This window comes from Methylobacterium sp. NPDC097929 (assembly GCF_049543375.1).
GTDB lineage: Bacteria > Pseudomonadota > Alphaproteobacteria > Rhizobiales > Beijerinckiaceae > Methylobacterium.
The window spans coordinates 404,777-429,465 of record NZ_JBMVEP010000001.1 but is presented as its reverse complement, the minus strand read 5'-3'; the positions used below and the strand labels follow the sequence as shown (position 1 = coordinate 429,465).

Genomic DNA, 24,689 nt, shown 5'->3' with positions numbered 1-24,689 from the left:
CGAACGACAGGCCGAGAAGTGCGCGATCGGGTTATGCTGTTGCGCAGGATGCTCGGCTCGGCTGCACGGAGTGCGCACCATGCTCGATGAGACGGATCGACGCCTGATCGCGCTCCTGCGCACCGATGCGCGGATGCCGGTGGCCAAGCTCGCCGCTTCCCTGCGGGTGACGCGGGCGACGGCGCGGGCGCGGCTCGACCGCCTGATCGCCGCCGGTATCATCACCGGCTTCACTGTCACGGTCCGGGAGAGCGAGCCGGCCGGCGTGCGGGCGGTGACGCTGATCGAAGTAGACGGCCGCCACGCCGAATCGGTGATCCGGCGGCTGGCGGGGTTGCCGGAGATTCGCGCGGTTCACACCACCAACGGCCGCTGGGATCTCGTGGCCGAGATCGAGGCGCCGACGCTCGGGGCCTTCGACGCCTTGTTGCGAAGTCTGCGCCAGATCGAGGGTATCGCCAATTCGGAGACGAGCATCCTGCTCGCGGCCCGCAAGGGCGGGGCTCAGGCGGGCGCGCCGTAGATCGCCGTGGCTCGGCCCTCGAAGGCGTCGGTGAACTTGCCGAAGGCGCGATCGAACATCGAGCCCATCAGCAGGCCCAGCGTGCGGCTCTTGAACTCGTAGGTGATGAAGAAATCGACCTCGCAGCCGCCATTCGCGGCCTCGCGGAAGGACCAGCGATTCTCGAGATGCCGGAACGGCCCGTCGATATACTCGGCGGTGATCTTGCGATTCTGCGGATCGAGCGTCACCCGCGTGGTGAAGCGCTCGCGGATCGCCTTGTAGCCGACGCCCATCTCCGCGACCCGGATCGTCGTCCCGTTCGGTCCCTCGGCGTCGCGCAGCACGCGCAGCGATTCGCACAGCGGCAGGAACTCGGGGTAGCGCTCGATATCGGCCACGAGATCGTACATCTGCGTGGCCGTGTGGCGGACCGTCCTCGTGATGCGGAAGGAGGGCATGGGGGCTCAAGCGTTGAGGGCGACCGGGGTTGGCCCGAGCTTGGCGAGCCGTGCCGCCTTCAACCGCGCGAAGTCCTCGCCGGCGTGATGCGACGAGCGCGTCAGCGGCGTGGCCGAGACCAGAAGGAAGCCCTTGGCATAGGCGGTGGTCTCGTAGGCCTTGAACTCGTCCGGCGGCACGAAGCGCACGACCTCATGGTGCTTGCGGGTCGGTTGCAAGTACTGGCCGATGGTGAGGAAGTCGACCTCCGCCGAGCGCAGATCGTCCATGAGCTGAACGACTTCGTTCCGCTCCTCGCCCAGGCCGACCATGATGCCGGATTTCGTGAAGATGGTCGGGTCGAGTTCCTTCACCCGCTGGAGCAGGCGCACCGAGTGGAAGTAACGGGCGCCGGGCCGCACGGTCACGTACTTGCCGGGCACGGTCTCGAGATTGTGGTTGAACACGTCGGGCTTGGCCGCGATCACCACTTCGAGTGCGCCGGGCTTGCGCAGGAAGTCGGGCGTCAGGATCTCGACGGTGGTGCCGGGGCTCGCCCGGCGGATCGCGGCGATGGTGCGCGAGAAATGCTCGGCGCCGCCATCCTTGAGGTCGTCGCGGTCGACCGAGGTGACGACGACGTGGTGCAGCCCCAGCTTGGCCACCGCTTCGGCCACCTTCTCCGGCTCCGCCCCGTCGAGCGCCGACGGCAGGCCCGTGCGCACGTTGCAGAACGAGCAGGCGCGGGTGCAGGTGTCCCCCATGATCATGAAGGTGGCGTGGCGCTTCTCCCAGCACTCGCCGATATTGGGGCAGCCCGCCTCCTCGCAGACGGTGACGAGGTTGTTGGCGCGGACGATGTCCTTGGTCTCGGCCCAGAGCTTCGAGCCCGGCGCCTTCACCCGGATCCAGTCGGGCTTGCGCTGGATCGCCGTATCCGGCCGATGCGCCTTCTCGGGGTGGCGCGGGCGCGCGGGCGCAGCCTCGGCCGCCGGCAACTTGGGCCGGGTGTCGTTGTTCAGGAGATCGAGGACGACGGCCATGGGGATGCGGGGTGCGCCTGAGGGGAGCCGGGCTGGGCGGCCCGGCCGCGCCTTTGACTTAAGGCCTTGCGGCGTCTGCGCATAGGGAGGGGGCGACAACCCGCCCCGGCCGTAACCCGCCCGCCGGGCCCTTAGCGTTCGCCCCGTCCGGGGGACGAGGCGTAGCGGGCGGGGCCGGGGATCTTCAGTTCGGGCGCGGTGTACTCGGCGGTCAGCGTTGCCGGCACGCGGCCGGTCAGCGGCAGGCCGATCATGCCGGAATGGGCGGCGGCGACCTGGAGCGGCAGCAGCTTGCCGGTGGGCGCCTGCACCACCGCCGGGGGGCGGATGGCCGGCAGGTAACCCTCGCGGTCGCTCTTCTCGTAGAACACGTTGCCGCCGGCCGCGACGACGTAGTGCATGTTCTTGTAGGGGAAGCTGTAGCCCGCGGTGTGGAAGTGCAGCGCCTGGCCCACGCCATCATGGCGCTTGCCCGAGAGGAGCGCGTCGGCGACCCGCTCCAGGCGGGGGCGGTCCTGTTCGCGCACGGGCTTCGTCAGGACACCGTTGGCGAACTGGCGCTTCTGCCCGACGACCTCGCAGATGCGACCGGGATAGGCGGGGGCATCGAGGCGGTTCAACACCACCGTGCCCACGGCGAGCAGCCCGTCCTCGTCGGTGCGATTGGATTCGAAGTACATCGCCCGGGCGAGGCACTCCTTGTCGGCGGGCGTCGGCGCCTGCACGACCTTGGCGTTTGCTGCGATGGAGCCGGTGGTCAGCTCTGCCTGGGGCCCGACCAGACCGCATCCCCCGAGGCCGGAACCGGTCAGAGCCAGTCCGAAAAGGCAGAGAAGGCGGGTGGTCCGGTCGGCTCGCATGCAGGCTCCTGAAGGCTGACGACGCTGGGTGGCCAAGCTGAACCATACGGAGCACAGGTGCAAAGGAACTGTTAAGCCTCGGCCTCGAATCCGGGTCGGTGTGTCGTTTGGCACACGCCCCGTGCGGACCCTCCCGTCCCAGCCGCATTGAACGGGAGGCGAGCTTGGGCGTTGCCTTCGCTGGACCCCTGCCAGCGGAGAGCCATCCATGTCGGATACGAGCGTTGAATCGCCTTCCGTCTTCGACGAGCGGATGCGCGAGGAAGCGGCCGCCGCCGGCCGCGTCGCCCTGGAGACCGCGCTCACCCGCTTCACGGTCGAGCAGCGCGACGCCTTCTGGAACGCGATCGGGCTCTACTACTCGACGCGCCGCCATCCCGGTGCCGGCGAGGCGGTCGCGCCCGCCACGGCGCCGGCCGTCTGACCCGTCATCCCGCGAGAGCCCCGATGCGTACCTCCGCCAAAGTCGGCCTCGCCGCGTTTGCCGTCGTGCTGCTCGGAGGAGCGGCCTTCCTGCGCTTCATCGTCTATCCGGAATCGGCTGCGCTCGACCTTGCCGCGAGCAGCGGAACGAACCCGACCCTGCCGGCGCCGAACCCGACGCTGATGCCGACGGTCAACATCGCCCGCGTGGTGCGCTGGAGCGACGGCGCGAAGCCGCAGGCGGCGCAGGGCCTCGCGGTGAACGCCTTCGCGACCGGACTCGACCATCCGCGCTGGCCCACCGTCCTGCCCAACGGGGACGTGCTGGTCGCCGAGAGCCAAGCCCCGAAATCCGGCGACAAATCCACCAGCGCGACCGACTGGGTCGCCGACAAAGTGAAGAGCCTCGCGGGTGCGGGCGGCGAGAGCGCCAACCGCATCGTGCTCCTGCGCGACCGGGACGGGGACGGAATCGCCGAGGAACGCCACGTCTTCCTGAAGGGGCTCACCTCGCCCTTCGGCATGGCCCTCGTCGGCTCGGACCTCTACGTCGCCAATGCCGACGCGCTGGTGCGCGTACCCTATTCAGAGGGCCAGACCGAGATCACGGCCCTCCCCGAGAAGGTCGTGGACCTGCCCTCCGGCATCAACCACCACTGGACCAAGAACGTCGTCGCCAGCCCCGACGGGAGCCGGCTCTTCATCACCGTCGGCTCGAACAGCAATGTCGGCGAGAACGGCCTCGACCTCGAGAAGGGCCGCGCCGCGATCTGGGAATACACCATCGCGACCAAGGGGATGCGCGAATACGCCACGGGCCTGCGCAACCCCAACGGCCTCGCCTTCGAGCCCGCGACCGGCACCCTCTGGACCGCCGTCAACGAGCGCGACGAGATTGGCAGCGATCTCGTGCCGGACTACGTCACCAGCGTGCGGGAGGGCGCCTTCTACGGCTGGCCCTGGAGCTATTGGGGACACCACGTGGACGAGCGGGTCAAGCCGCCGCGGCCCGAACTGGTGGCAAAGGCCACGGCACCCGACTACGCCGTCGGCACGCACACGGCCTCCCTCGGGATCGCCTTCTCGATGGGCTCGAACCTGCCGGAGGCCTGGAAGAGCGGCCTGTTCGTCGCCCAGCATGGCTCTTGGAACCGGCGCCCGAAGAGCGGCTACAAGGTCATCTACGTGCCGTTCAAGGACGGCAAGCCCGCGGGCGCTCCGATCGATGCGCTGACGGGCTTCCTCAACGCCGACGAGAAGGCTCAAGGGAGGCCCGTGGGCGTCGCCATCGACAAGGGCGGTGCGCTGCTCGTCACGGACGATGTCGGCAACACGGTCTGGCGCGTGAGCGGCTCCCCTGCCTCGCAGTGAACCGGCCGCCCGGCGCCTCCCGCCGGGCCGCATGCCTCAATAGAGGTCGCCGTAGCCGACATTCGGCCCGTAGCCGCCGTCGAACGGATCAGGAGAGCGCCAGCGCCGCCGAACCGGCGCATCGTAGAAGTCGTCCTCCGCCCAGGCGCGTCCCCGGGAGCGCACGGCGACGACGCCCTCGTCGGCACCGGTACGGCGCGCGGTCCGCGCCGGGGCGGGCCGGTGCACATCGGCGACCGGCGCCTCGCCGACGCTTCCCTCGATCACGACCCGCGTGTTGGCCATCTTCTGCTGCTTGACCAGAGCAAACAGCGTGGCGGCGTTACGCTGGGAGAGGCGTACGCAGCCGTGCGACGCAGCCCGGCCCAGGCGGCGTGTGTGGGTGGTGCCGTGGATCGCGTGCCCCACCTGGGTGAAGAAGATCGCGTGCGGCATCGGCGCGTTGTCCCACTCACGGGAGAAGTGCGTCTTCTCCATGCGGAACGGGCGGTGGCTGCCGTTCGGTGTGTCGTGGCCCGGAACCCCCGTCGAGACCGGCCAGGTATGGCGGACCTGCCCATCCACCGCGACGCTCATGCGCTGCGCATCCTTGTCGACGGCAATCAGCAGGTCGGCCCGTGCTGCGGGCGCGGCGGCCGCCAGGATGGCGCCCGCGAAGAACACGTGAAGGGGCAGGCGCATGGACCAATCCTCGGTTTCGATCCCATCAACATGCTCCCGTCCGGTTGTCCTTCAAGCGCTGCGGAGTGCGCAGCCGGCGCTCAACCGTCGAAGGGGCGATTGCGCACGTAGCCGCGGGAGATCAGGCGGCTGTTCTCGCGCGCCCGGCGCTCGGCCTCCATCAAGTCGGACAGGGCATCGGTGATGGCGCAGCGCAGGGCGATTCCCGCATCGCCCTGCGTGCTGGTGAGATAGGCCTGGGCGATGTCCTCCACGGGGCACGAGGCCACTCCCCGCTTCGCGACCGAAGGCGCGGCGGCGTGGCTCCGCGCGACCGGCTGCGGCGAGGGCTGAGGCTTGGGCATGGTCTCTCTCCGACTCGGTGTGAGAACGAAGATAGAACATACCGAAATGGTTAACGAGACCTTACCGGCCTTGCCCGCGCCTGTGGACAGCCCGGACGGAGCGCCGGCCGCGCGCGCTCAGCGGAAGCCGGAGCCGACGAGCGGATCGAAATAGGCGTCGGTCGGGCGTCGGGAGGCGCCCGCCCCGGCGATGCCGGCGCCCGCGGGGGCACCCCCTCCCCCGCCTGATCCGATGCTCCCGGTGACGTCGTCCAGCGGCCGGCGAAGGGCAGTGCCGGCCCCGCCTCCCGCACCCGAGCCGGCACCACTGGAGGCGGTCCCCGTGCTGGCGCCGCCGAAGCGCAACCCGCCGGCCGTGCTGCCGAGGCCCGGCCCGACCGCACCGGAGCCGGACGCGCCACCGAAGCTCAAGCCGCCGGGATTGGCGATCGCCATCGTCGGAGTGGGCGACGCAACCGTCGACACCGTCGAGGTGGGACCGAAGGGCAGCCCGGGCGCCGTGAAGCCGGAGGGCAGGCCCGTGCCGGAACTCGTCTGCGCGTCGGCGCCTGCCCCGCCGAGCCCGAAACACACGGCAACGAGGCCGACCGGGACCGTCCGCATCATCCGCATCGCGCTTCCTCCACTGCCGTCAATCGCGTGAAGGGCCAACGTCGCGCGCGGGACGCGGTTGCCGTCCGTCCGCGGAACCAACGGCCACAAGCTGACGCTGCTGCCGGTGGCCCGTTCCGATCCACGCGTGCAGGCGCAGGCAACCTTCGCGGATCGGCGGTGTTAGCGGGAAGCGCCGGCGTTGCCTTATGCCGCGCGCTGCATGGCCGACGAAGCAACCGGGAGAAATCATGTCCGTATCGCGACGCCGTGAGGAGCGGCTGCTGGATGCCGGCGAGACCGAGCTGGTGAAGCGAACGCACTATCCGGAGCTGGATGCGGAGGACGACAAGGCCTTACCGGAGCTGATCCGCTTGCTGCGCGAGCGTCGAGACCGCGCCCGCGACGTGTCCCGCCGCCAGCGCCGCGAGCTGCGCGGCAAAGCCTCTCCCGCCGGAGCGAGCCCGGCCGCCGACAACACCGGCACCCGCGAGAAGGCAGCTTTGCTGGCCGCGGCGGTGAAGCGTGTCAGCAAGGAGCACGAACGCCGCCGCGCCGCCGGTGGCCGCGAGCGCACCGTCTCCGGTGCCCGCCGCGCCCTCGCGCTCAAGCGCGCGGCCGGCGATCCGGCTGCGGGCCGTCCCCCCTCCCGCAAATCCGACGAGGGCATGAACCCCGTGCCCAACCCACGGGACGCACCCTCGGGGGCGGTGAATCAGGAGGGCCAGGAAATCGCCATGCGTCGCGGCGGCGGTCCGCGCTGATCCAGCCGTTGCAGGATGGATGACGAAGGGGGGACCGCCGGGCGGTCACCCCCTTCTTATTTTGGCCGAACAGTTCGATCCCGTCAGCCGCCTATTCAGGCTCCTCGCGGAAGACGACGTAGCTCAGAGGACCGGCGCAGAGGAACAACAACAGCAGGATGACGTAGAGGTGAACCCGCAGCATCGTCAGCGAGACGTAGACGGCGGCGAGGCCGATCACGAGCAGAACGACACGAATGACCATGATGGGTTCGAAGGCCTCGGCATCCAGAGCGCAGGACCTCTGCTATGCGCGACGGCACGGACCGTGAAATTCAACCACAGCGTATCCGAGCTGCGGCATCACCAGCATCCACCGTAAAATCGCCGTCGCGGCCCGGGAACGGCACGAGGCAGGACGAGGCTGGCTCAAAGCACAAAAAGAAAGGGCGCGCTTGACCATGGCGCCGAGCCTGGTCCTGCACGCCCCTCGAACCCTTTGGGTTGCCGCTCAGGTGTGGATCACCCGTCCATAGGCGTCCAGCACGCTCTCGTGCATCATCTCGGAGAGCGTCGGGTGCGGGAAGACCGTGTGCATCAGCTCTTCCTCGGTCGTCTCCAGCGTCATGGCGACGACGTAGCCCTGGATCAGCTCGGTCACCTCGGCACCGACCATGTGGGCGCCAAGCAGCTGGCCGGTCTTGGCATCGAAGATCGTCTTGATGAGGCCGTCCGGCTCACCCAGCGCGATCGCCTTGCCGTTGCCCGCGAAGGGGAAACGGCCGACCTTGACCTGGAAGCCGAGCTCCTTCGCCTTCCCCTCGGTGAGACCGACGGAGGCGATCTGCGGGTGGCAGTAGGTGCAGCCGGGGATCTTGCCCTTGTCCATCGGGTGGGTGTGCAGGCCCTTGATGGTCTCGATGCAAATCACGCCCTCGTGCTCGGCCTTGTGGGCGAGCATGGGGGGACCGGCCACGTCGCCGATCGCGTAGACGCCCGGCACGTTGGTGCGGCCGAGACCGTCGGTGACGACGACGCCCCGCTCGATCTTCACGCCGACCTTCTCAAGGCCGAGATTCTCGAGGTTGCCGACGACGCCGACGGCGGAGATCAGCTTCTCGGCGGTCAGCTGCTGCGTCTTGCCCTTGTCGTCCTCGATCGTGGCGGTGACCGAGTCGGCGCCCTTCTCGACCTTGGTCACCTTGGCGCTGGTGAGGATCTTGATGCCCTGCTTCTCGAAGCGCTTGCGGGCGATGCCGGCGATCTCCGCGTCCTCCACCGGGAGAATCTGCGGCAGCAGTTCGATCACCGTCACCTCGGCACCCATGGTGCGGTAGAACGAGGCGAACTCGATGCCGATGGCGCCCGAGCCCATGACCAGCAGGCTCTTGGGCATCTTTTCGGGGACCATGGCCTCGTAATAGGTCCAGATCAGCTTCTTGTCGGGCTCGATGCCGGGAAGCACACGCGGCCGTGCGCCGGTGGCGACGATGATGTGCTTGGCGGAGTAGCTGCCCGCACCCTTGGCGCCCTTCGGAGCTTCCGCGCGCTTGGTCTCCTTGACCGTGACCTTGCCGGGCTCGTTGCCCTTGGCGGCCGAGTCGATCGAGGCCTCACCCCAGATCACGTCGACCTTGTTCTTCTTGAGCAGCATGCCGACGCCGCCGTTGAGCCGGCCCGACACGCCGCGGGAGCGCTTGACGATCGCGGCGGCGTCGAAGCTGACCTCCTTGGCTGACAGACCGTAATCGGAGGCGTGTTGCATGTAGTGATAGATCTCGGCCGAGCGCAGCAGGGCCTTGGTCGGGATGCAGCCCCAGTTCAGGCAGATGCCGCCGAGATGTTCGCGATCGACCACGGCGGTCTTGAACCCGAGCTGGGCCGCGCGGATCGCGGTCACGTAGCCGCCGGGCCCCGCGCCGATGATGAGGACGTCGTAGGTTTCGGACATTCAGCTCTCCGCGCGTTCCCCTTCCCCTCGGGGCGGGGTGGTGTGGGGGCGGCACGGGAGGGTCCGTGCCACTCTGTCCTGTCCGTTTCCGATCCGTCGGCCTATCGCGAGGAGAGGCGTCGGGACCCGGAAAACGTCACACCAGCATTCCCATCGGGTTCTCGATCAGGCCCTTGAAGGCCGCGATCAGTTCGGCACCCAGCGCACCGTCGAGGACGCGGTGGTCGCAGGAGAGGGTCGCCGTCATCACCTGGGCGACCGTCGGCTGCCCATCCTTGACCACGACGCGCTTCTCGCCGGCACCGACCGCGAGGATGCTCGATTGCGGCGGGTTGATCACGGCGGTGAAGTGCTTGATGCCGAACATGCCGAGGTTCGACACTGAGGTGACGCCGCCCTGATACTCCTCGGGCTTCAGCTTCTTGGCGCGCGCGCGGCCCGCGAAATCCTTCATCTCGTTGGAGATGGCGGAGAGCGTCTTCTGGTCGGCCTTGCGGATGACCGGTGTGAACAGGCCGCCGTCGATCGCCACCGCGACGCCGACCTCGGCATGCTTGAAGCGCAGGATACGGTCTTCCGCCCACACGGCGTTGGCGGCGGGCACGCGGGTGAGCGCGAGGCCCAGCGCCTTGATGACGAAGTCGTTCACGGACAGCTTGAACAGCGGCTTGCCGTCCTTGTCCTTGCCGGCGGAGCCGTTCAGCGTCTCGCGCAGCTTCATCAGCGCGTCGAGCTCGCAATCGACGGTGAGGTAGAAGTGCGGCGCCACCTGCATCGCCTCCGTGAGGCGCTTGGCGATGGTCTTGCGCATGCCGTCGAGCGGCACTTCCTCGAAGCTGCCCTTCTCGTAGAAGCCCTTGACCTGATCGAGGCTGAGGCCGGCCGGCGCTCCGCCGGCGGGCGCGGCCTTCGGGGCCGGCTTGTCCGCCGCGGGCGCAGCGGCGGCCTTGGCCTCGGGCTTGGCCGAGGCGCCGGCCTTGGCGCTGCCGCTCTCGATGGCCGCCTGCACGTCGCGCTGGATCACGCGACCGTGCGGACCCGAGCCCTTCACGGCAGCGATGTCGACGCCTTCCTGCTTGGCGATGCGGCGGGCGAGCGGCGAGGCGAAGACGCGCCCGGACGCTTCCGACGGCTGCGCCGAGCCACCCGGCTTGGCACCTTCCGGCGCGGTGTCGACCCGGGCGTAGGAGGCGTGGCTGCCGTCCGGCGCGGCGTTCTCGTCGGGCGTGCCCTTGGGCTCGACCGGCGCGGTCTTCGCCTCGGCGCCGCCCTTCGGCGCCTGGACGGTGGCCGGATCCTCGCCCTCCTCCGCGATCAGCGCGATCAGCTCGTTGACCGGCACGTCGGCCGTGCCCTCGGAGACGAGGATCTTGGCGAGCACGCCCTCATCGACCGCCTCGACCTCCATGGTCGCCTTGTCGGTCTCGATCTCGGCGATCACGTCGCCGGACTTGATCGCGTCGCCTTCCTTCTTGAGCCACTTGGCGAGGTTGCCCTTCTCCATCGTCGGCGAGAGGGCGGGCATCAGGACGTTGATCGGCATCGTGTCGTTCCCGAGCGGCCTTGTGAGGAAGGGTCAGTTGAGGGGATTGGCGGGGTCGAGGCCCTCGGCCTCCCACCCCGCACGGATGCGGTCAAAGGCCTCGTCCTCCGAGATCTCCGTCTCGGCCGCGTAGGCGCGGGCGGCCTGGCGGGCGAGATCGAGAAGGAGACGGCCCCAGGTGGCCGGATCGTCGAAGGCGCGCCGAAGAGCGACGCTCACGGCACCGTCGACGATGGAGGCACGCACGATCTCGATCCCGCCCTGTTCCAGGGCGTCGGGCGGAATGTCGAGTTCTTCGAACGTGTCGCTCATTTACTTGTAGCAGACAGCCTTGGCGGCCTCGACGACTTCGGCGACGTTGGGAAGCGCCAGCTTCTCGAGGTTCGCGGCGTAGGGCATCGGAACATCCTTGCCCGTCACTCGCAGCACCGGCGCGTCGAGATAATCGAAGGCATCGACCATCAGGCGCGCCGCGATCTCGGCGCCGACGCCCGATTGCGGGAAGCCCTCTTCCACGCAGACGCAGCGGCCGGTCTTCTTGACCGATTCCACCACCGTGGCGCTGTCCATGGGGCGGATCGTGCGAAGGTCGATGACTTCCGCCTCGATGCCCTGCTCGGCGAGCGCCTGGGCCGCCTTAAGGGCGTAGGTCATGCCGATGGAGAAGGAGACGATGGTGACGTCCTTGCCGGGGCGGTGGATGCGCGCCTTGCCGATCGGCAGGACCAGATCCTCGATCTCCGGTACCGGGAAGGACTGGCCGTAGAGGATCTCGTTCTCGAGGAAGATGACAGGGTTGGGATCGCGGATCGCGGCCTTGAGCAGACCCTTGGAGTCGGACGCCGTGTAGGGCGCGATCACCTTGAGACCCGGCACGTTGGAGTACCACGCGGCGTAGTCGTGGCTGTGCTGGGCACCGACGCGGGCGGCGGCGCCGTTCGGGCCGCGGAACACGATCGGACAACCGAGCTGGCCGCCGGACATGTAGAGCGTCTTGGCCGCCGAGTTGATGATGTGGTCGATCGCCTGCATGGCGAAGTTGAAGGTCATGAACTCGACGATGGGCTTGAGGCCCATGAAGGCCGCGCCGACGCCGATGCCGGCGAAGCCGTGCTCGGTGATCGGGGTATCGACCACGCGGCGCGCGCCGAACTCCTGCAGGAGGCCCTGGGTGATCTTGTAGGCGCCCTGATACTCGGCGACCTCCTCGCCCATCACCAGGACCTTGTCGTCCCGGCGCATCTCCTCGGCCATGGCGTCGCGCAGGGCCTCGCGCACGGTCGTGGTCTTCATCGGCGAGTCGGCCGGGAACTCCTCCATCACCGGGTCCGGCGCCTTGTTGGTGACGACCGCCGGCGAGGCGGGCGCCCGCTGGGCGTCATCGCCGCTCTTGGCGGAGGCGGCCGGCTTGTCGGCCATACCCTCGGCAGCCATGTCGGGCGTCGGGGACGGCGCGCCGTCTCCGGCGCCGTTCGGCTTACCCTTGCCACCGCTGGAAGCGGCCGCCGAGACGTCCTCGCCCTCCTCGGCGATGATCGCGATCGGCGTGTTGACGGCCACGTTCTCCGTACCGTCCGGGACGAGGATCTTGGCGAGGATGCCCTCGTCGATCGCCTCGACCTCCATCGTCGCCTTGTCGGTCTCGATCTCGGCCAGAACGTCGCCGGATTTGACCGGATCGCCCTCCTTCTTGAGCCACTTGGCGAGCTTGCCTTCCTCCATGGTCGGAGAGAGGGCGGGCATCAGAATGTCGGTCGCCATTTGCGCTGCTCTATCGATCCGGGTGCGTCGACGGTCGGGCGCCTCAGGCGCGGGCTTCGAGAAGGATGTCGGTCCAGAGTTCCGACGGATCCGGCTCGGGGTCGTGGGTGGCGAAGTCGGCCGATTCGTTGACGACTTCGCGGATCTTGGCATCGATGCCCTTGAGGTCGGCCTCGGGCACCGCGTGCGCCTCGAGCAGGCGCTTGCGCACCATTTCGATCGGATCGTGCTCGTCCCGCATCTTCGAGACTTCGTCCTTCGTCCGGTACTTGGCCGGGTCGGACATCGAGTGGCCGCGGTAGCGGTAGGTCTGCATCTCGAGGATGTAGGGTCCCTCGCCGGAGCGGGCGTGGTTGATGGCGCGTGCGGCGGCCTCGCGGACCGTGCGCACGTCCATGCCGTCGACCTGCTCGCCGGGGATGCCGAAGGAGAGGCCGCGCTTGGAGAAGTCGGTCTGCGCCGAGGCGCGGGCGACCGAGGTGCCCATGGCGTAGCGGTTGTTCTCGATGACGTAGACGACCGGCAGCTTCCACAGAGCCGCCATGTTGAAGCTCTCGTAGACCTGGCCCTGGTTGGCCGCACCGTCACCCATATAGGTGAAGCTGACCTTGCCGTTCTCGAGGTAGGCGTCGGCGAAGGCGAGACCGGTGCCGAGCGAGACCTGGGCGCCGACGATGCCGTGGCCGCCGAAGAACTGCTTCTCGCGGCTGAACATGTGCATCGAGCCGCCCTTGCCGCGGCTGTAGCCGCCGCGGCGGCCGGTCAGCTCGGCCATGACGCCCTTGGGATCCATGCCGCAGGCGAGCATGTGGCCGTGGTCGCGGTAGCCGGTGATGTTCTGGTCGCCATCCTCGCCGGCCATCTGCATGCCGACGACCACCGCTTCCTGGCCGATATAGAGGTGGCAGAAGCCGCCGATCAGGCCCATGCCGTAGAGCTGGCCCGCCTTCTCCTCGAAGCGGCGGATCAGCAGCATCTCGCGGTAGGCGTGGAGATCCTCGTCCCGGGTGAACTGAGGAATATTCGGGGCGGGCTGATGCTGCGGCGCATCCGTTCCCTTCGCAGGTTTCCCTGCCTCGCTGCCCGCACCCATCGGCGTCTCTCCCGAAAACTTCTGTTGGGAGGGGTTCTAGGACAGCGTTTTACGGAAATCGAGGGGCGAGCTGACACCCATCAAATGCTGTTACTGCTACGTCTGCAACAACGGCTCAGCTTCAGACGTCGAGCGAATAATTCTTTGAACAGATCAATCTAGGCGGCATAAAAATTCAGGGGTCGATGATCACGAGGTCGTTGGCATGGACGCGGCCCAGCACGACGCGGGCGCGCTCCTCCAAGAGGTCGCGGTCGATCTGCTCGCTGCGCAGGAGGGAGACCCGGTGCTCCCAGGTCGCGCGCTCCGCCTTGGCGGCGTTCAGCTCCTGGGTCAGGCCGTAGGCCTCGACCTTGAGCGCGCGCTTGGCCTCGAGACCGCGATTGCCGCTCTCCGCCTGATGCACGAAGTAGCCGACGACGAGAGCCGACACCGTCCAAAGGACGGCGGGGACGACGATGGCGCGGACGCGGCGACGAATGACCATGGCGGAGAGAGGATCACTCGATCAGGGTGAAGAAAGTGTTTCCGCGGGGCCGATCCGCCCCCCGGGATGGCCGAAAGAAAAGGGCGTGGCGGGCCATGCCGGCCCGCCACGCCCCGATCCGGGTCAGATGTCGGGAATTAGCGACCGGCGAGCTGCCGGATCGCGCTGCGGCCCGCGTAGAGCGCCTGAGCGCCGAGGCCTTCCTCGATGCGGATGAGCTGGTTGTACTTGGCCAGTCTGTCCGAGCGAGCCAGCGAGCCGGTCTTGATCTGCCCGCAATTGGTGGCGACCGCCAGGTCGGCGATGGTGGCGTCCTCGGTCTCGCCGGAACGGTGCGACATCACCGCGGTGTAGCCGGCGCGCTGGGCCATATCGACCGCGGCCAGAGTCTCGGTGAGCGAGCCGATCTGGTTGACCTTCACGAGGATCGAGTTGGCGGTGCCGCTCTCGATGCCGCGGGCGAGCCGATCCACGTTGGTCACGAACAGGTCGTCGCCGACGAGCTGAACCCGGCTGCCGATCCGGTCGGTCAGCAGCTTCCAGCCCTCCCAATCGTCCTCGGACATGCCGTCCTCGATCGAGAGGATGGGGTAATCCTGCGTGAGCTTGGCGAGGTAATCGACCTGCTGCTCGATCGAGCGGGTCTGGCCCTCGCCCTCGTAGCGGTAGGCGCCGTCCTTGAAGAACTCGGTCGCCGCGCAGTCGAGCGCCAGCACCACGTCGCTGCCGGGCTTGAAGCCGGCGGCGTTGATCGATTCCATCACGAAGTCGAGCGCGGCCTCCGCCGAGGGAAGGTTCGGGGCGAAGCCGCCCTCGTCGCCGACATTCGTGTTGTGGCCGGCCTTCTTGAGGGCGCTCTTCAGAGTGTGGAAGATCTCGGCGCCCATCCGCACGGCATCGGAGAGCGAGGTGGCGCCGACCGGCATCACCATGAATTCCTGGAAGTCGATCGGGTTGTCGGCATGGGCGCCGCCGTTGACGATGTTCATCATCGGCACCGGAAGCACCCGGCCCTGGACGCCGCCGACGTAGCGGTAGAGCGGCAGGCCGGCGGTCTCGGCGGCGGCCTTGGCCACGGCGAGCGAGACGCCGAGGATGGCGTTGGCACCCAGCCGAGCTTTGTTCGGCGTGCCGTCGAGGGCGATCATCGCCTCGTCGACCGCGACCTGATCCTCGGCATCCATGCCGCCGATCGCGTCGAGAATCTCGTTCTGCACCGCCTCGACGGCCTTGAGCACGCCCTTGCCGTTGTAGCGGCTCTTGTCGCCGTCACGCAGCTCGACCGCCTCGTGGGCGCCGGTCGAGGCGCCGGAGGGCACGGCGGCGCGGCCGAACGAGCCGTCCTCGAGAAGGACATCGACCTCGACGGTGGGGTTGCCGCGGCTGTCGAGAATCTCGCGGGCGGCGATGTTGGTGATCGCGGTCATGGGCGCTCCTGCGGTTGCGTCGCAGCGGGGTCGTCTCGCGGATGCCGTCGAGGCCCGCGCGTCCTGCGACGCTGTCCGAGGCGGGCTTATCCGCCAAGCGTGGGGTGTCGGCAAGCACCCGGCCGGTCCGAAACCCTCGGCGGCCTTCACAAAACTTGCCGGATGCCTTGCCTTTTCGCGCAGTTGCGCCGCCGCCGGCCGCGAAGCCCTGATCTTCGCCGGCGGCGATAGGCGCGTGACGCGGCTGCCTATATAGGCCGGCCATGGACCCGATCGAACAACACGCCCAGCAACTCGGCCGCCAGACACCGCTGCCGGCCTCGCCCGAGGCCGCCGTCCTGGACCGCGTGCCCAATCCGCACGCCGACACGGATTACCTCGCGCGCTTCACCGCGCCGGAATTCACCTCGCTCTGCCCGGTCACCGGCCAGCCGGACTTCGCCACGCTCGTCATCGATTACGTGCCGGATCGCTGGCTCGTGGAGTCGAAGTCGCTCAAACTCTATCTCGGCGCCTTCCGCAACCACGGCGCCTTCCACGAGGATTGCACGGTCGGCATCGGCCGCCGGCTCACGGCCCTGCTCGAGCCGCGCTGGCTGCGGATCGGCGGCTACTGGTATCCCCGCGGCGGCATTCCCATCGACGTGTTCTGGCAGACGGGCGAGCCTCCGAAATCTGTCTGGCTACCGGACCAGGGCGTCGCGCCCTATCGCGGCCGGGGCTGACGGTTCCGCCGCTCTGCTCAATGCTGCCCGCTTCAATGCTGCTCGGCCAGCACGCGAACAGTGCGGGCGATCAGCGTCTCCTGCGCTTCGATCGGCCCGCCATGGATGATCGCGACGGCCTCCAGCATCTGCTCCAGCTCGTCGCGCTCGGCAGCGTCGAGCTTTTCCCGGAGCAGCGGCGCGAGGTGATCGACCGCGGTCGCGGCATCGGAGGCCTGCGTGGCGGCGTGGCGCAGATACGCCATGCGCGTCGCGTGATCGTCGTCCGGATGCGTGACCTTGCGCATCTCCGCCTCGATCGCCGCCTCCTGCTCGGGCGTCGGCGTGCCGCGGGCGAGCGCCACCAGCATCATCAGCACGCCGGCGGCATCGGCGGGATCGCGGATCGCCCGCAGGGGAGCGGCCCGGAAGGCCGCTTCGCTCCTGGCCCTGATCTTGGCGCTGCGACGGTCGCCGAGATAGCGATCGAGCTGCTCCATGCCATTGCCGTAGAGAAAGTAATAGACGAGCCCGGTCATGAAGGCTCCGACGATGGCCGCGATGACGGGCATGGCGTCCCCAGCATTGTTGCAATGCCGAAGAGCTGTCTCAACGCGCCCGCAAACGCAACCCTTGCGGGCGTTTCATAGCCGGCAAGTCGTACCGTGCCTAACATCTTCTCGTCACGGCGCACGAAAAGGGCGGCCGGTCGCCCGGCCGCCTCTTACACTCGACTGAGGCGCGGGCCTCAGTAACCGTAATCGTAATAGCCGTAGGCGGGGCGGCCGTAGTAGCGGTCGCGGGCATAGGCGTCGCGCGCCGCACCCGCCGCGATCGCTCCCGCCGCGAGGCCGGCAATGCCGAGGCCCACCGCCGCACCGGTGCCGATGCCGCGACGACGGCCGCCGTAATAGGCCCGGGGGCCGTAACCGCCATGGTAATGGCCGTGATGGTGGCCGTAGCCGCGGCCATAGGGGCGCGCCTCGGCGGAGGTGGTGGCCAGCGTGCCCACCGAAATCAGGGCTGCGGTGACGAGTGCGAGCTTTCGCATGGGATCCTCTCCAATCCTGTGGAATCTTGGCGAAGAAACATCGAGCTTGGCCGGATGTTCCCACGAGCGGCGATCGCCACGGAAACGGTATCGGACGCTTCCGTTGTTCGGGTTGGAGGCTCGATAATCTGAGCCGCATGAACGAGACCTGAAACCGGTCTCGCGGAGAGCCTTCAGGCTTTGGCGAGCCGGTCGAAGGCCATCAGCCGCGCCACCAGATCGGGCAGATCGGAGAGCGCCACCATGTTCGGCCCGTCGGAGGGCGCGCGGTCGGGATCGGGATGGGTTTCGATGAAGACGCCCGCCACGCCGACCGCCACGGCGGCGCGGGCGAGCACCCCCACGAATTCCCGCTGGCCGCCGGAGGTGGCACCCTGCCCGCCGGGCTGCTGGACCGAGTGGGTGGCATCGAACACCACCGGCGCGCCGCCCGTGACCCGCGCCATGATCGGCAGCGCGCGCATGTCGGAGACCAGCGTGTTGTAGCCGAAGGAGGCGCCGCGCTCGGTGACGATGACGTCGGGATTGCCGGCCTCGGTGATCTTGGCGGCGACGTGAGCCATGTCCCAGGGCGCGAGGAACTGGCCCTTCTTGACGTTCACCGCCCGCCCCGTGGCGGCGGCGGCGAGCAGCAGGTCGGTCTGGCGGCAGAGGAAGGCCGGGATCTGGAGGATGTCGACGGCCTCGGCCGCGCGGGCGCATTGCTCCGCCGCGTGCACGTCGGTGAGGATCGGCAGCCCCAGGCTCTCGCGGATCTCGGCGAAGACCGGCAGGGCCTCTTCGAGCCCGACGCCGCGGGCGGTGCGGCCGGAGGTGCGGTTGGCCTTGTCGAAGGAGGACTTGAAGACGAGCCCGATGCCGAGGCCCTGGGCCATCTCCTTCAGGGCGGCGGCGATTTCGAGGGCATGGTTGCGCCCTTCGAGCTGGCAGGGGCCGGCGATCAGCGCCAGCGGCAGGTGATTGGCGAAGGCGACGCCGCCGACACGGACGACGGAACCGGCGGGGGATGCGGTCTCGGACATGGAGCCGGCTCTAACCCGGGCCCGCCTTCCGGGAAAGGGCGGCCGGGCGGCGAGGACGGTCCGATGCGAGCCGGCAGAGGCTGCCGACGCCGAACCCGTCCGGCCGGTCGGCGGGATCGCAGCGCAGCACCGCCCCGCCGGTCCGGCCGATCTGGGGCGCGCCGGTGAGCAGGCTGTCCTGGTGCAGGCGCAGCGCCAGGGTCTCGACGGCCTCGGCCGGGGCGCCGGCCAGCGTGCGGCCCGCGAGGCCGATGAGGGTGAAGAAGGCGCGCGGCGGTTCGCGCTCGGCGGAGCGGAACAGGAGGCGCCGGGGTGCGGCGCAGTCGAGGCTCATCCGCTCGGCATCCGCCGCGCGGAACACCATGATCGGCCCGCTGCGCCCGGCCAGCGCGGCGCCCGTGCCGCGGATCAATCGGACCGTCAGGCCGTCGCAGGAATCGGCCCTGGCCGGCGCGCCGAGGGCGAGGGTGATGGCGAGGCCGGCGAGAAGGGCGCGCAGGATCATGCCGGCCGCCATAGCACGTGCCCGCCGCTCACGCCGCCTCCCCGAGCACAGCCCGGCGCTGGCGGTCGAGTTCCTCGCTGTAGCGCTTGAGCGTGTGGCTCTCCGTCAGGAGCCCGATGACCCGGCGGCTCTCGGCCCCGTCGAGCACGGCCAGCGCCTCGCTCTCGGCTTCGTCGAAGGCCTCGGCCGCCTGCTTGACGCTCATATCGGGGAGGAGGAACGCGCCCGGATAGCGGGCCACGTCGGCAAGCCGCGGTGGGGTGCCGCCATCCTCGCCGGCGAGCGCGTGGGCTTCCGGCACCAGGACGATGCCGGCGTAGCGATCGTGCTCGTCCACCACGACGACGCGGGAGGGCGAACCCAGGGGATGCGCGCGCAGGAAGGTGGCCATCGGTGTGTCGAGCGGGACCGGCCGGATGTCCTTGCGCATCATCCGCCCCACCGTCAGGCTCCGCATCCAGCCGACATCGTGGGCCGAGCGGATGGTCTCGCCGCGCAGGTGGAAGCGCCAGGTCGCGAAGGAGTAGCCGAAGGTCTTTCGCACCGCGAGCGAGGAAGCGATCACCGAGACGAGAACCAGGGCGGTCATGGGGAAGCTGCCTGTCATCTCCAGCGCGAGGAAGGTCATGGTGAGCGGCCCGCCGACCGTGGCCGCGGCGAAGGCGCTCATGCCGACCACGGCGTAGCCGACCGGCGCGAGGCCGAAGCTCTCGAAGCCCGGCCAGATCATCGGCGCGAGGCCGGCGAACAGGCGCCCGACCAGCGCGCCGAGGAACAGCGAGGCGAAGAACAGCCCGCCGCGGAAGCCCGACCCGATCGATATCGCGGAGGCCGCCGCCTTGGCGGCCAGAAGTCCGGCGAGCGCGCCGAGCCCGGCGGCAGCCTCGGGCGCGAGATGGACGTGAAGCGCGCCGTGCCCCGCCGAGAGCACCTGAGGCGTGGTCGCCACGGCGAGCCCGCCGACGCAGAGCCCGCCGAGAGTCGGGCGCAGGAGCGCCGGAAGCCGCGAGGCGCGAAAGCCCTGCTCCACGAGCGTGACGCCGCGCATGAGCAGCACCGCCAGCCCGGCGCAGACGAGCCCGAGGGCAAGGCAGGGCAGCGTGTCGCCCGCCCCCACGGGCGCGTTCTTGGCAAGCGCCAGCGCGCCGACATCGACGAGGGCCGCCTGGGGCGCCAGCGCCCGCGCCACGAGGCTGCCGCACAAGGCCGCGACCACGACGGGGGCGAGCGTGGCGATGGTGTAGGTGCCGATGATGAGTTCGAAGGCGTAGAAGGCACCGGTGAGCGGCGAGCCGAAAGCGGCCGCGATCGCGGCGGCCGAGCCGCAGCCGACCAGTGTGCGCAGGTCCGAGCGGCGCATCTCGAAGGCGATGCCGAGCCGGGAGGCGATTCCCGCCGCGACCTGCGTGTAGCCCGCCTCCAATCCGACGGAGGCGCCGCAGCCGTTCGAGACGACGTTCTGGGCCGCCACGTCGAGGGAATCGCGCACGGACATCCGTCCCCCGTGCAGAGCATTCGCCTCGATGGGATCGACCATGCTGCGCCGGCCCCGGCGGCGGCGTCGGGCCGAGACGAAGAGGATCATGCCGAGCACCGCCCCGCCCAGCGCCGGCGCCAGGAAGGGGAGGCCCAGCAGCCCATCGGCCGGAAGGCGCTCGAGGCTGCTGAGCCGCTGCCCTGGGGGCAAGCGGTAGAGCCATTCGCGCAGCAGCTGCGTGGCGCCGCTCATGGCCGCGACGGCGAGCCCGCCGATGCAGCCCGTGATCGCGGCGAGCAGCACCAGCGCGACCTCGTTCGCCCGAACCCAGGCCCTAAGCTGCACCGGCACCTGAATCAGGGGAGCGGTCGCGGACGGGGTTGGAGACGGGCTCATCGCACTCGCGGGTCGGCGGGGGACGCGGAAGATTCGGCCGGCGGACCCGGCTCCGCGGTCTATCATCCGTGGATCGGCGGCGCGATCCGTGCGGCGCTGCGTCGAAGGCGCTTGAAATGCCGCCGGCCACGGGATAAGTCCCCCCTCACGGGCCGCCGTAGCTCAGTTGGTTAGAGCACTAGATTGTGGATCTAGGGGTCCCCCGTTCGAGCCGGGGCGGTGGTACCATATCATTCAGTGACGCAAGCCGGGGTTCGAGCCAACGCTCGGGCTCCGCTTTGCGTTTTGCTTTGTAAGATGCAGGCGAGCAGCGTTCGATCTCCGTTTCCAACGCCACGCCCAGCCCCACCGACGCTCATACTGTTCCGCCTCCCTCCGGCGAGGTGCGCGTCGGGCGAGAGGGGGAAGTCTGCGTTTCGAGCGCCGTGACGTACCCACTCAACGTCGGAAGTGGTGCCTGAGCCGTGGCCAGCTGTCAGCACGATGCATTGGCGATGGACCCGCAAGGAGCTAGCCGTTTATTCCGTGGCCTAGAAGCACTTTCCCGTCAAATTGCCGGCTGATTGACCAATAGTTTGGCGGCTGATCCAGAGACTGGCTATTTCATGAGTTGCCACTCGGTCGAAACTTAAGTCGAATCTCTATTGTATATCGCGAATGCTGGCAGCATTAGAGCCTGCCTGGCCATTCCATCGAAAGAACATCTCCAGGATCTCGAATTCATTCTGCATGCCTCGCGGCTGTTCAAAAGCGGATAACCCTCGGACGCGCCGTGACTGCGCGGGAAGCGATGTGCAGCGGGCGCATCACCCTGTCATCTCGCTGCGACACGGCCGAAGAGCCGACTGACACAGATCTAATTCGACCTCGTATGCTGGCTTCGGGCCTGTATTGTCGTACCGCATCAATTTTCGTCGAGGGCAGAACAGGACGGGTAGAGTGGCCTCGCCTCCCTTCGTCACCTTGATGAGCAGTTGATCCTCAGCTTCCTTGGCGCGACCATCAACATCCACGTCGAGCATGGCAACATCTTCGGGTCGGCCCTTGCAATAGAGGCCCCGCACGAGACCCTGCAACTGAACCCGCGCTGCGCGGGCGGGAGACCCTTCCAAACCTCGACGACGCAGGAGGGGGCGGAGATCGTCATGCGCCGTTTTCCGCACTCTCGAAGTTCGACATGACGTCAGTGTTTTGATGGGCGCAGTTGCCGCCGGCATTCCGACGCACAGCATCGGTCTGTGAGATAGGGCGAAGCATGATTATGCGCGTACCTCCAGTGAATCGCGGATCCCTGTGACCACCCCGTCGACAAATGCCCGTCCACACGCCAAAGGTTTGCCGCCTGCATCAAGGAGATTGAGGGTGGCTGGTGAAGTTCGATCAGGTTTGCCGATGGTGCTGCCGGACGCCGTGAGCGAGGTAGACATCCTCAAGTCCCGCCTTGCGGTGGCCGAACAGCGCGAAGAGGCGGTGCGCATTGTGCTTCGTGCGCTGATCACGAGCCTCCGTCCCTTCGGCTTCAAACGACAGCAGTTCCTTCGGTGTGTTCGTGAGGAAGGGCAGGATGCACCGAGTGAAGGTCCAGCCTCAATTCGGCACACGGTGCTGCAGCAAGAGGCGCGACGCGTTCTGAGAGAGGCGCGCTGAAGGCGACGGTTGGAGAGCCAGTTCACTGCCTCTCTACCTCCGCTTATGAAAGCTGATAGCTCCCGCTCTGCCGCCCACATCCATGCCTTCGTGAAAGACTCGGGTGTTGGAAGCTTCTCAGCCGCGTCGATGAGCGCCTTGCGCGGGCCGGGGCGAGGCCGTTCGTCCGCTGCGCCGCAACGGGCCGATCCGCCTCGAGGTGCCGGATTTAGCCGAGAATTTTGGCCAAGGGATCTGGTCTCACGCCGCTCCGGCTTTTCGACGATTTGCAGGGGGCGAGTTTGCCTGCGGCGCAGATGGCCTGGATTGTCGCACTCGGGGCGCTTTCGATGATGGCGGCGGTGCTGCACGTAACCGCCACGGGATCAATCGAGGGCAAGGTGCCGTAGCGCTGCCGGATCGCGCTCGGGATCTGCATCGGTGCCGCCGTGCTGAGAGTTAGCGCCCTCGTCGCGACCCGGCCGGACATCGCGCCGGCGATGGAGCGAATGCGGCCCTGGATCGGTGATGGGCGGCGGACGGGCGCGCTTGAGATGGGCGGGCCGGCGCCGGGCAGAGCACGAATCTTGGGGCCGCGACCTTCGCTATCCGGCTACGTGTCGTCCGAAAGGCTGATGGAACGACGACATGATCCGCGCGTCTAATCCTGGGATACGCAGCAGGGGACGCATCGATGCCGATTTTCCAGATACGCCAGGGCGGAACGGGCGCTGTCCTCTGGACCGGCGCCGCCGCCAATGAGATCCAGGCCATGGACGCCATGGCGCACGATGCCGGGTACTACGACCATTCCGATTTGCCAGAGAACATGCGCGGAAGGCTGAAGGTCGAAGTGCTGTCGTTCGCGATGCCCCAGCGTCAGGGATCGACCGGCAGGACGCTCGGTGGCCGAACCGGGCAATTCGTGATGGGCACGGCGATCAACGACCGCAACCTTGGCCGGGCGACCAGCTAACACGAGAAAGCGGGATGCCGGGCGGCTTGTCTACTCGGAGGATGTCGCTGGAGCCTGTCGCATGAACCCGCGGGAGACGGCTCGCTCAGCCGCCTCAAGCTTCCGCTGGCACTCGACCGCATCCGCGAGGGCATCCGAAATGGCTTGCCGAAGGGCGACGACGGCGTTCCCACGCGACCCTTCGAGATAATGCTCGACGAGCAGGTCGACTTCATCCGCTCGCGCCGCTGCTACTGCGCACACCATACCCAACCTTTTGCTCCGACGCGAAGCGGCGTCTGATCCAGCACTGTGGCCCTGTTGAGGCCCCGCCCACCACCGCGAACCGTTGCTCTGGCATCCTGGTTCTTTGGTCATCACAGCCGGCACCGGTTGCCGCCTCGCGCTCGACGAGCGTGTGAATTCCTCGTACGGTCGCCTCCTCCAAGCCTGAGGGTAACGCCGCGCTGATGGCGCAACCCGGCAGCGGAGCGGTCGGCGGCTTCGGATTCGGGCGACTCACATCGCGACCTCGCACGCGCCACATGCCTTATGCGGTCGCCAGCAGGATCGCGGTGTAGAAGGCCTCATGCTTCGAGCCCGGGCTCGATTCGGGGTCGATGACGACTGGGCTCGCCCGTCGATAGCCTGCGGTGGTTGCCGCGAGGTCAGCGTCGACCGCTGTGTTCGTCTGCCCGTCATGGATGGCTCTGGTCTTGAAAGAATTCGCAAACGGTCGAGACGAATTCGTCCCGCGGTAGATAATGTCGCGGCCTTCTGGCTGACGAATCGTCTTTGCAGTTCACGACGAAGTGATGAATTCCTCAGGCCGGCAGTTTTCGTGGCTTTTGCAGGAAAGGTGTTATTTCCTGGAGAAACAGGCCGGGCCCTGAAGTCAGGTCTCCGGGCCGGTCCGGCCGGTGGTACATCACATTCGATCGCTCGCTCGAGGGGTTGGCCATGGGCCAACCCCTTTTTTGTTTTCGGGCACCGCTGACGGCGCCTATGCGCGGTTCTCGACGGGGCTCAGCGGCTGGGGGCGCCTGTTCCCGAGCCCGAGGCGCCGGGCGAGGCACCCGAACCGGCATCGTTCGGGCCGGTGCTGTTGGTGGTGCCGGAGCGGCTCGTGCCGCCCGTTGACGGCCCGCTTCCTGCCGCACCCGGCGAGGCGCCGGAGCCGGCATCGTTCGGGCCGGTGCTGTTGGCGGTACCGGAACGGCTCGTACCGGACGATCCCGAACCGCCCTCGGCCGCCTGGACGGCGGGTGCGAGAAGAAGCGAGCCGGCAAGAGCGAGGGCGAGGGCCTTCATGGACTTCCTCCACTGGCCAGACATCTGGCTGCCGGGGAAACCAGCCCCCTCACGGCCTGTTCCGGAATGTCGCAGGGCGTTCGGCCCGGAAGGCGCTCACATGACGGGCTTCGGCACCGGGGCCGGCGAGCGGGTCAGGCTCTGAATCTCCCGTGCCGGCCGTCCTGCCTTTTGGGCGATATCGCGTTCCTGCTTGGCGATGAGGTCACGGGCCGGCTCGTCGCCGTCCAGCCCGCCCAGGATCTCCATCGGGACGCGACGGTTCGAGGCGCGGCTGCCATCCTCGTAGACGACATCGAACAGGACGAAGCCGCGCTGCTGCGGGAGAGATTTGATGCGCTTGGACATGAGCGCTGATAGACGCGGCCGGGCGGATCGAGC

At 68.3% G+C, this 24,689-nt stretch carries 28 protein-coding genes and 1 tRNA gene; 8 read left to right on the top strand and 21 right to left on the bottom strand.

Annotated features, from left to right (window positions below):
* Window positions 1-79 precede the first annotated feature (79 nt).
* A complete protein-coding gene (locus ACPCJR_RS01985; RefSeq protein ID WP_391510935.1) occupies window positions 80-523 on the top strand; it encodes an Lrp/AsnC family transcriptional regulator in 444 nt (147 codons plus the stop codon).
* Here ACPCJR_RS01985 and ACPCJR_RS01980 read toward each other — a convergent pair.
* The 3 genes from ACPCJR_RS01980 to ACPCJR_RS01970 all read right to left on the bottom strand — a co-directional run bounded on the left by ACPCJR_RS01980 (window position 505) and on the right by ACPCJR_RS01970 (window position 2,846).
* Window positions 505-963 (bottom strand): type II toxin-antitoxin system RatA family toxin, encoded by a 459-nt coding sequence (locus tag ACPCJR_RS01980; protein ID WP_391510936.1) that lies wholly within the window; start codon window positions 961-963, stop codon window positions 505-507. The genes ACPCJR_RS01985 and ACPCJR_RS01980 overlap by 19 nt on opposite strands.
* A 6-nt stretch (window positions 964-969) precedes the next feature.
* The gene (lipA, locus tag ACPCJR_RS01975; protein ID WP_391510937.1) at window positions 970-1,986 is read right to left on the bottom strand and encodes a lipoyl synthase; all 1,017 of its coding nucleotides are present in this window, start codon (window positions 1,984-1,986) and stop codon (window positions 970-972) included.
* Window positions 1,987-2,117: 131 nt separating this feature from the next.
* Complete coding sequence (locus ACPCJR_RS01970) at window positions 2,118-2,846, bottom strand: cell wall hydrolase (RefSeq protein ID WP_110350017.1); 729 nt, start codon at window positions 2,844-2,846, stop codon at window positions 2,118-2,120.
* A gap of 208 nt (window positions 2,847-3,054) precedes the next feature.
* On the opposite strand from ACPCJR_RS01970, the gene ACPCJR_RS01965 reads away from it, so the two are divergent.
* Together ACPCJR_RS01965 and ACPCJR_RS01960 are read left to right on the top strand one after the other, a co-directional pair.
* Window positions 3,055-3,270: a hypothetical protein gene (locus tag ACPCJR_RS01965; RefSeq protein WP_391510938.1), complete on the top strand. Its 216-nt coding sequence runs from the start codon at window positions 3,055-3,057 to the stop codon at window positions 3,268-3,270.
* Between the two features lie 23 nt (window positions 3,271-3,293).
* Window positions 3,294-4,640 carry a PQQ-dependent sugar dehydrogenase gene (locus tag ACPCJR_RS01960; RefSeq protein ID WP_391510939.1) on the top strand — a complete coding sequence of 449 codons (1,347 nt, stop codon included), beginning with the start codon at window positions 3,294-3,296 and terminating at the stop codon, window positions 4,638-4,640.
* Window positions 4,641-4,676: 36 nt separating this feature from the next.
* On the opposite strand, the gene ACPCJR_RS01955 is transcribed toward ACPCJR_RS01960, so the two are convergent.
* The 3 genes from ACPCJR_RS01955 to ACPCJR_RS01945 form a co-directional block, all read right to left on the bottom strand.
* Window positions 4,677-5,321 (bottom strand): L,D-transpeptidase, encoded by a 645-nt coding sequence (locus ACPCJR_RS01955; RefSeq protein ID WP_391510940.1) that lies wholly within the window; start codon window positions 5,319-5,321, stop codon window positions 4,677-4,679.
* A gap of 80 nt (window positions 5,322-5,401) precedes the next feature.
* Entirely contained in the window at window positions 5,402-5,665 is a 264-nt protein-coding gene (locus ACPCJR_RS01950; protein ID WP_391510941.1) for a hypothetical protein, read from the bottom strand.
* Between the two features lie 117 nt (window positions 5,666-5,782).
* Window positions 5,783-6,271 carry a 1,3-beta-glucanase gene (locus tag ACPCJR_RS01945; RefSeq protein ID WP_391510942.1) on the bottom strand — a complete coding sequence of 163 codons (489 nt, stop codon included), beginning with the start codon at window positions 6,269-6,271 and terminating at the stop codon, window positions 5,783-5,785.
* Between the two features lie 236 nt (window positions 6,272-6,507).
* Here ACPCJR_RS01945 and ACPCJR_RS01940 point away from each other — a divergent pair, with 236 nt between their 5' ends.
* Window positions 6,508-7,020, top strand: coding sequence for a hypothetical protein (locus tag ACPCJR_RS01940; RefSeq protein WP_391510943.1), 513 nt, complete (start codon window positions 6,508-6,510; stop codon window positions 7,018-7,020).
* A gap of 91 nt (window positions 7,021-7,111) precedes the next feature.
* Here the strand turns inward: ACPCJR_RS01940 and ACPCJR_RS01935 are convergent, their stop codons facing one another.
* The 8 genes from ACPCJR_RS01935 to eno form a co-directional block, all read right to left on the bottom strand.
* A complete protein-coding gene (locus tag ACPCJR_RS01935) occupies window positions 7,112-7,264 on the bottom strand; it encodes a hypothetical protein (RefSeq protein ID WP_391510944.1) in 153 nt (50 codons plus the stop codon).
* Window positions 7,265-7,510: 246 nt separating this feature from the next.
* The gene (gene lpdA / locus ACPCJR_RS01930; RefSeq protein ID WP_391510945.1) at window positions 7,511-8,950 is read right to left on the bottom strand and encodes a dihydrolipoyl dehydrogenase; all 1,440 of its coding nucleotides are present in this window, start codon (window positions 8,948-8,950) and stop codon (window positions 7,511-7,513) included.
* A 136-nt stretch (window positions 8,951-9,086) separates the two neighbouring features.
* On the bottom strand, window positions 9,087-10,493 hold the full coding sequence (locus ACPCJR_RS01925; protein ID WP_391510946.1) for a pyruvate dehydrogenase complex dihydrolipoamide acetyltransferase: 1,407 nt from the start codon (window positions 10,491-10,493) through the stop codon (window positions 9,087-9,089).
* Between the two features lie 33 nt (window positions 10,494-10,526).
* A complete protein-coding gene (locus ACPCJR_RS01920; RefSeq protein WP_331287019.1) occupies window positions 10,527-10,805 on the bottom strand; it encodes a DUF5076 domain-containing protein in 279 nt (92 codons plus the stop codon).
* Complete coding sequence (locus ACPCJR_RS01915) at window positions 10,806-12,254, bottom strand: pyruvate dehydrogenase complex E1 component subunit beta (RefSeq protein WP_391510947.1); 1,449 nt, start codon at window positions 12,252-12,254, stop codon at window positions 10,806-10,808.
* A gap of 43 nt (window positions 12,255-12,297) precedes the next feature.
* The gene (pdhA, locus tag ACPCJR_RS01910) at window positions 12,298-13,347 is read right to left on the bottom strand and encodes a pyruvate dehydrogenase (acetyl-transferring) E1 component subunit alpha (protein ID WP_391510948.1); all 1,050 of its coding nucleotides are present in this window, start codon (window positions 13,345-13,347) and stop codon (window positions 12,298-12,300) included.
* A 175-nt stretch (window positions 13,348-13,522) separates the two neighbouring features.
* Window positions 13,523-13,834, bottom strand: coding sequence for an FtsB family cell division protein (locus tag ACPCJR_RS01905; RefSeq protein WP_331287020.1), 312 nt, complete (start codon window positions 13,832-13,834; stop codon window positions 13,523-13,525).
* A 137-nt stretch (window positions 13,835-13,971) separates the two neighbouring features.
* Complete coding sequence (gene eno / locus ACPCJR_RS01900) at window positions 13,972-15,261, bottom strand: phosphopyruvate hydratase (RefSeq protein WP_391510949.1); 1,290 nt, start codon at window positions 15,259-15,261, stop codon at window positions 13,972-13,974.
* Window positions 15,262-15,524: 263 nt separating this feature from the next.
* Here eno and queF point away from each other — a divergent pair, with 263 nt between their 5' ends.
* Complete coding sequence (gene queF, locus ACPCJR_RS01895; protein WP_391510950.1) at window positions 15,525-15,986, top strand: preQ(1) synthase; 462 nt, start codon at window positions 15,525-15,527, stop codon at window positions 15,984-15,986.
* Between the two features lie 32 nt (window positions 15,987-16,018).
* Here the strand turns inward: queF and ACPCJR_RS01890 are convergent, their stop codons facing one another.
* The 5 genes from ACPCJR_RS01890 to ACPCJR_RS01870 all read right to left on the bottom strand — a co-directional run bounded on the left by ACPCJR_RS01890 (window position 16,019) and on the right by ACPCJR_RS01870 (window position 20,416).
* Window positions 16,019-16,537: a hypothetical protein gene (locus tag ACPCJR_RS01890; RefSeq protein WP_391510951.1), complete on the bottom strand. Its 519-nt coding sequence runs from the start codon at window positions 16,535-16,537 to the stop codon at window positions 16,019-16,021.
* Window positions 16,538-16,713: 176 nt separating this feature from the next.
* A complete protein-coding gene (locus tag ACPCJR_RS01885) occupies window positions 16,714-17,016 on the bottom strand; it encodes a hypothetical protein (RefSeq protein ID WP_391510952.1) in 303 nt (100 codons plus the stop codon).
* 173 nt (window positions 17,017-17,189) lie between these two features.
* A complete protein-coding gene (gene kdsA / locus ACPCJR_RS01880) occupies window positions 17,190-18,038 on the bottom strand; it encodes a 3-deoxy-8-phosphooctulonate synthase (RefSeq protein ID WP_391510953.1) in 849 nt (282 codons plus the stop codon).
* Window positions 18,039-18,048: 10 nt separating this feature from the next.
* Entirely contained in the window at window positions 18,049-18,543 is a 495-nt protein-coding gene (locus tag ACPCJR_RS01875) for a hypothetical protein (protein WP_391510954.1), read from the bottom strand.
* Window positions 18,544-18,571: 28 nt separating this feature from the next.
* The gene (locus ACPCJR_RS01870) at window positions 18,572-20,416 is read right to left on the bottom strand and encodes a chloride channel protein (protein WP_391510955.1); all 1,845 of its coding nucleotides are present in this window, start codon (window positions 20,414-20,416) and stop codon (window positions 18,572-18,574) included.
* Window positions 20,417-20,567: 151 nt separating this feature from the next.
* Between ACPCJR_RS01870 and ACPCJR_RS01865 the strand changes: the two genes are divergently transcribed.
* The 3 genes from ACPCJR_RS01865 to ACPCJR_RS01855 all read left to right on the top strand — a co-directional run bounded on the left by ACPCJR_RS01865 (window position 20,568) and on the right by ACPCJR_RS01855 (window position 23,018).
* Window positions 20,568-20,644, top strand: a tRNA-His gene (locus ACPCJR_RS01865).
* A gap of 1,134 nt (window positions 20,645-21,778) precedes the next feature.
* A complete protein-coding gene (locus tag ACPCJR_RS01860; protein ID WP_391510956.1) occupies window positions 21,779-22,063 on the top strand; it encodes an ATP-dependent helicase in 285 nt (94 codons plus the stop codon).
* 673 nt (window positions 22,064-22,736) lie between these two features.
* A complete protein-coding gene (locus ACPCJR_RS01855; RefSeq protein WP_391510957.1) occupies window positions 22,737-23,018 on the top strand; it encodes a hypothetical protein in 282 nt (93 codons plus the stop codon).
* A 1,005-nt stretch (window positions 23,019-24,023) separates the two neighbouring features.
* Here ACPCJR_RS01855 and ACPCJR_RS01850 read toward each other — a convergent pair.
* Window positions 24,024-24,308 (bottom strand): hypothetical protein, encoded by a 285-nt coding sequence (locus ACPCJR_RS01850; protein ID WP_391510958.1) that lies wholly within the window; start codon window positions 24,306-24,308, stop codon window positions 24,024-24,026.
* A gap of 96 nt (window positions 24,309-24,404) precedes the next feature.
* Window positions 24,405-24,656, bottom strand: a complete 252-nt coding sequence (locus ACPCJR_RS01845; RefSeq protein WP_391510959.1) for a hypothetical protein — start codon at window positions 24,654-24,656, stop codon at window positions 24,405-24,407.
* Window positions 24,657-24,689 lie beyond the last annotated feature (33 nt).

Bases quoted from the DNA above. Each gene is read 5' to 3' on its own strand.
- ACPCJR_RS01985 (WP_391510935.1), top strand. From the start codon at position 80: ATGCTCGATGAGACGGATCGACGCCTGATCGCGCTCCTGCGCACCGAT.
- ACPCJR_RS01980 (WP_391510936.1), bottom strand. From the start codon at position 963: ATGCCCTCCTTCCGCATCACGAGGACGGTCCGCCACACGGCCACGCAG.
- lipA (WP_391510937.1), bottom strand. From the start codon at position 1,986: ATGGCCGTCGTCCTCGATCTCCTGAACAACGACACCCGGCCCAAGTTG.
- ACPCJR_RS01970 (WP_110350017.1), bottom strand. From the start codon at position 2,846: ATGCGAGCCGACCGGACCACCCGCCTTCTCTGCCTTTTCGGACTGGCT.
- ACPCJR_RS01965 (WP_391510938.1), top strand. From the start codon at position 3,055: ATGTCGGATACGAGCGTTGAATCGCCTTCCGTCTTCGACGAGCGGATG.
- ACPCJR_RS01960 (WP_391510939.1), top strand. From the start codon at position 3,294: ATGCGTACCTCCGCCAAAGTCGGCCTCGCCGCGTTTGCCGTCGTGCTG.
- ACPCJR_RS01955 (WP_391510940.1), bottom strand. From the start codon at position 5,321: ATGCGCCTGCCCCTTCACGTGTTCTTCGCGGGCGCCATCCTGGCGGCC.
- ACPCJR_RS01950 (WP_391510941.1), bottom strand. From the start codon at position 5,665: ATGCCCAAGCCTCAGCCCTCGCCGCAGCCGGTCGCGCGGAGCCACGCC.
- ACPCJR_RS01945 (WP_391510942.1), bottom strand. From the start codon at position 6,271: ATGATGCGGACGGTCCCGGTCGGCCTCGTTGCCGTGTGTTTCGGGCTC.
- ACPCJR_RS01940 (WP_391510943.1), top strand. From the start codon at position 6,508: ATGTCCGTATCGCGACGCCGTGAGGAGCGGCTGCTGGATGCCGGCGAG.
- ACPCJR_RS01935 (WP_391510944.1), bottom strand. From the start codon at position 7,264: ATGGTCATTCGTGTCGTTCTGCTCGTGATCGGCCTCGCCGCCGTCTAC.
- lpdA (WP_391510945.1), bottom strand. From the start codon at position 8,950: ATGTCCGAAACCTACGACGTCCTCATCATCGGCGCGGGGCCCGGCGGC.
- ACPCJR_RS01925 (WP_391510946.1), bottom strand. From the start codon at position 10,493: ATGCCGATCAACGTCCTGATGCCCGCCCTCTCGCCGACGATGGAGAAG.
- ACPCJR_RS01920 (WP_331287019.1), bottom strand. From the start codon at position 10,805: ATGAGCGACACGTTCGAAGAACTCGACATTCCGCCCGACGCCCTGGAA.
- ACPCJR_RS01915 (WP_391510947.1), bottom strand. From the start codon at position 12,254: ATGGCGACCGACATTCTGATGCCCGCCCTCTCTCCGACCATGGAGGAA.
- pdhA (WP_391510948.1), bottom strand. From the start codon at position 13,347: ATGGGTGCGGGCAGCGAGGCAGGGAAACCTGCGAAGGGAACGGATGCG.
- ACPCJR_RS01905 (WP_331287020.1), bottom strand. From the start codon at position 13,834: ATGGTCATTCGTCGCCGCGTCCGCGCCATCGTCGTCCCCGCCGTCCTT.
- eno (WP_391510949.1), bottom strand. From the start codon at position 15,261: ATGACCGCGATCACCAACATCGCCGCCCGCGAGATTCTCGACAGCCGC.
- queF (WP_391510950.1), top strand. From the start codon at position 15,525: ATGGACCCGATCGAACAACACGCCCAGCAACTCGGCCGCCAGACACCG.
- ACPCJR_RS01890 (WP_391510951.1), bottom strand. From the start codon at position 16,537: ATGCCCGTCATCGCGGCCATCGTCGGAGCCTTCATGACCGGGCTCGTC.
- ACPCJR_RS01885 (WP_391510952.1), bottom strand. From the start codon at position 17,016: ATGCGAAAGCTCGCACTCGTCACCGCAGCCCTGATTTCGGTGGGCACG.
- kdsA (WP_391510953.1), bottom strand. From the start codon at position 18,038: ATGTCCGAGACCGCATCCCCCGCCGGTTCCGTCGTCCGTGTCGGCGGC.
- ACPCJR_RS01875 (WP_391510954.1), bottom strand. From the start codon at position 18,543: ATGATCCTGCGCGCCCTTCTCGCCGGCCTCGCCATCACCCTCGCCCTC.
- ACPCJR_RS01870 (WP_391510955.1), bottom strand. From the start codon at position 20,416: ATGAGCCCGTCTCCAACCCCGTCCGCGACCGCTCCCCTGATTCAGGTG.
- ACPCJR_RS01855 (WP_391510957.1), top strand. From the start codon at position 22,737: ATGCCGATTTTCCAGATACGCCAGGGCGGAACGGGCGCTGTCCTCTGG.
- ACPCJR_RS01850 (WP_391510958.1), bottom strand. From the start codon at position 24,308: ATGAAGGCCCTCGCCCTCGCTCTTGCCGGCTCGCTTCTTCTCGCACCC.
- ACPCJR_RS01845 (WP_391510959.1), bottom strand. From the start codon at position 24,656: ATGTCCAAGCGCATCAAATCTCTCCCGCAGCAGCGCGGCTTCGTCCTG.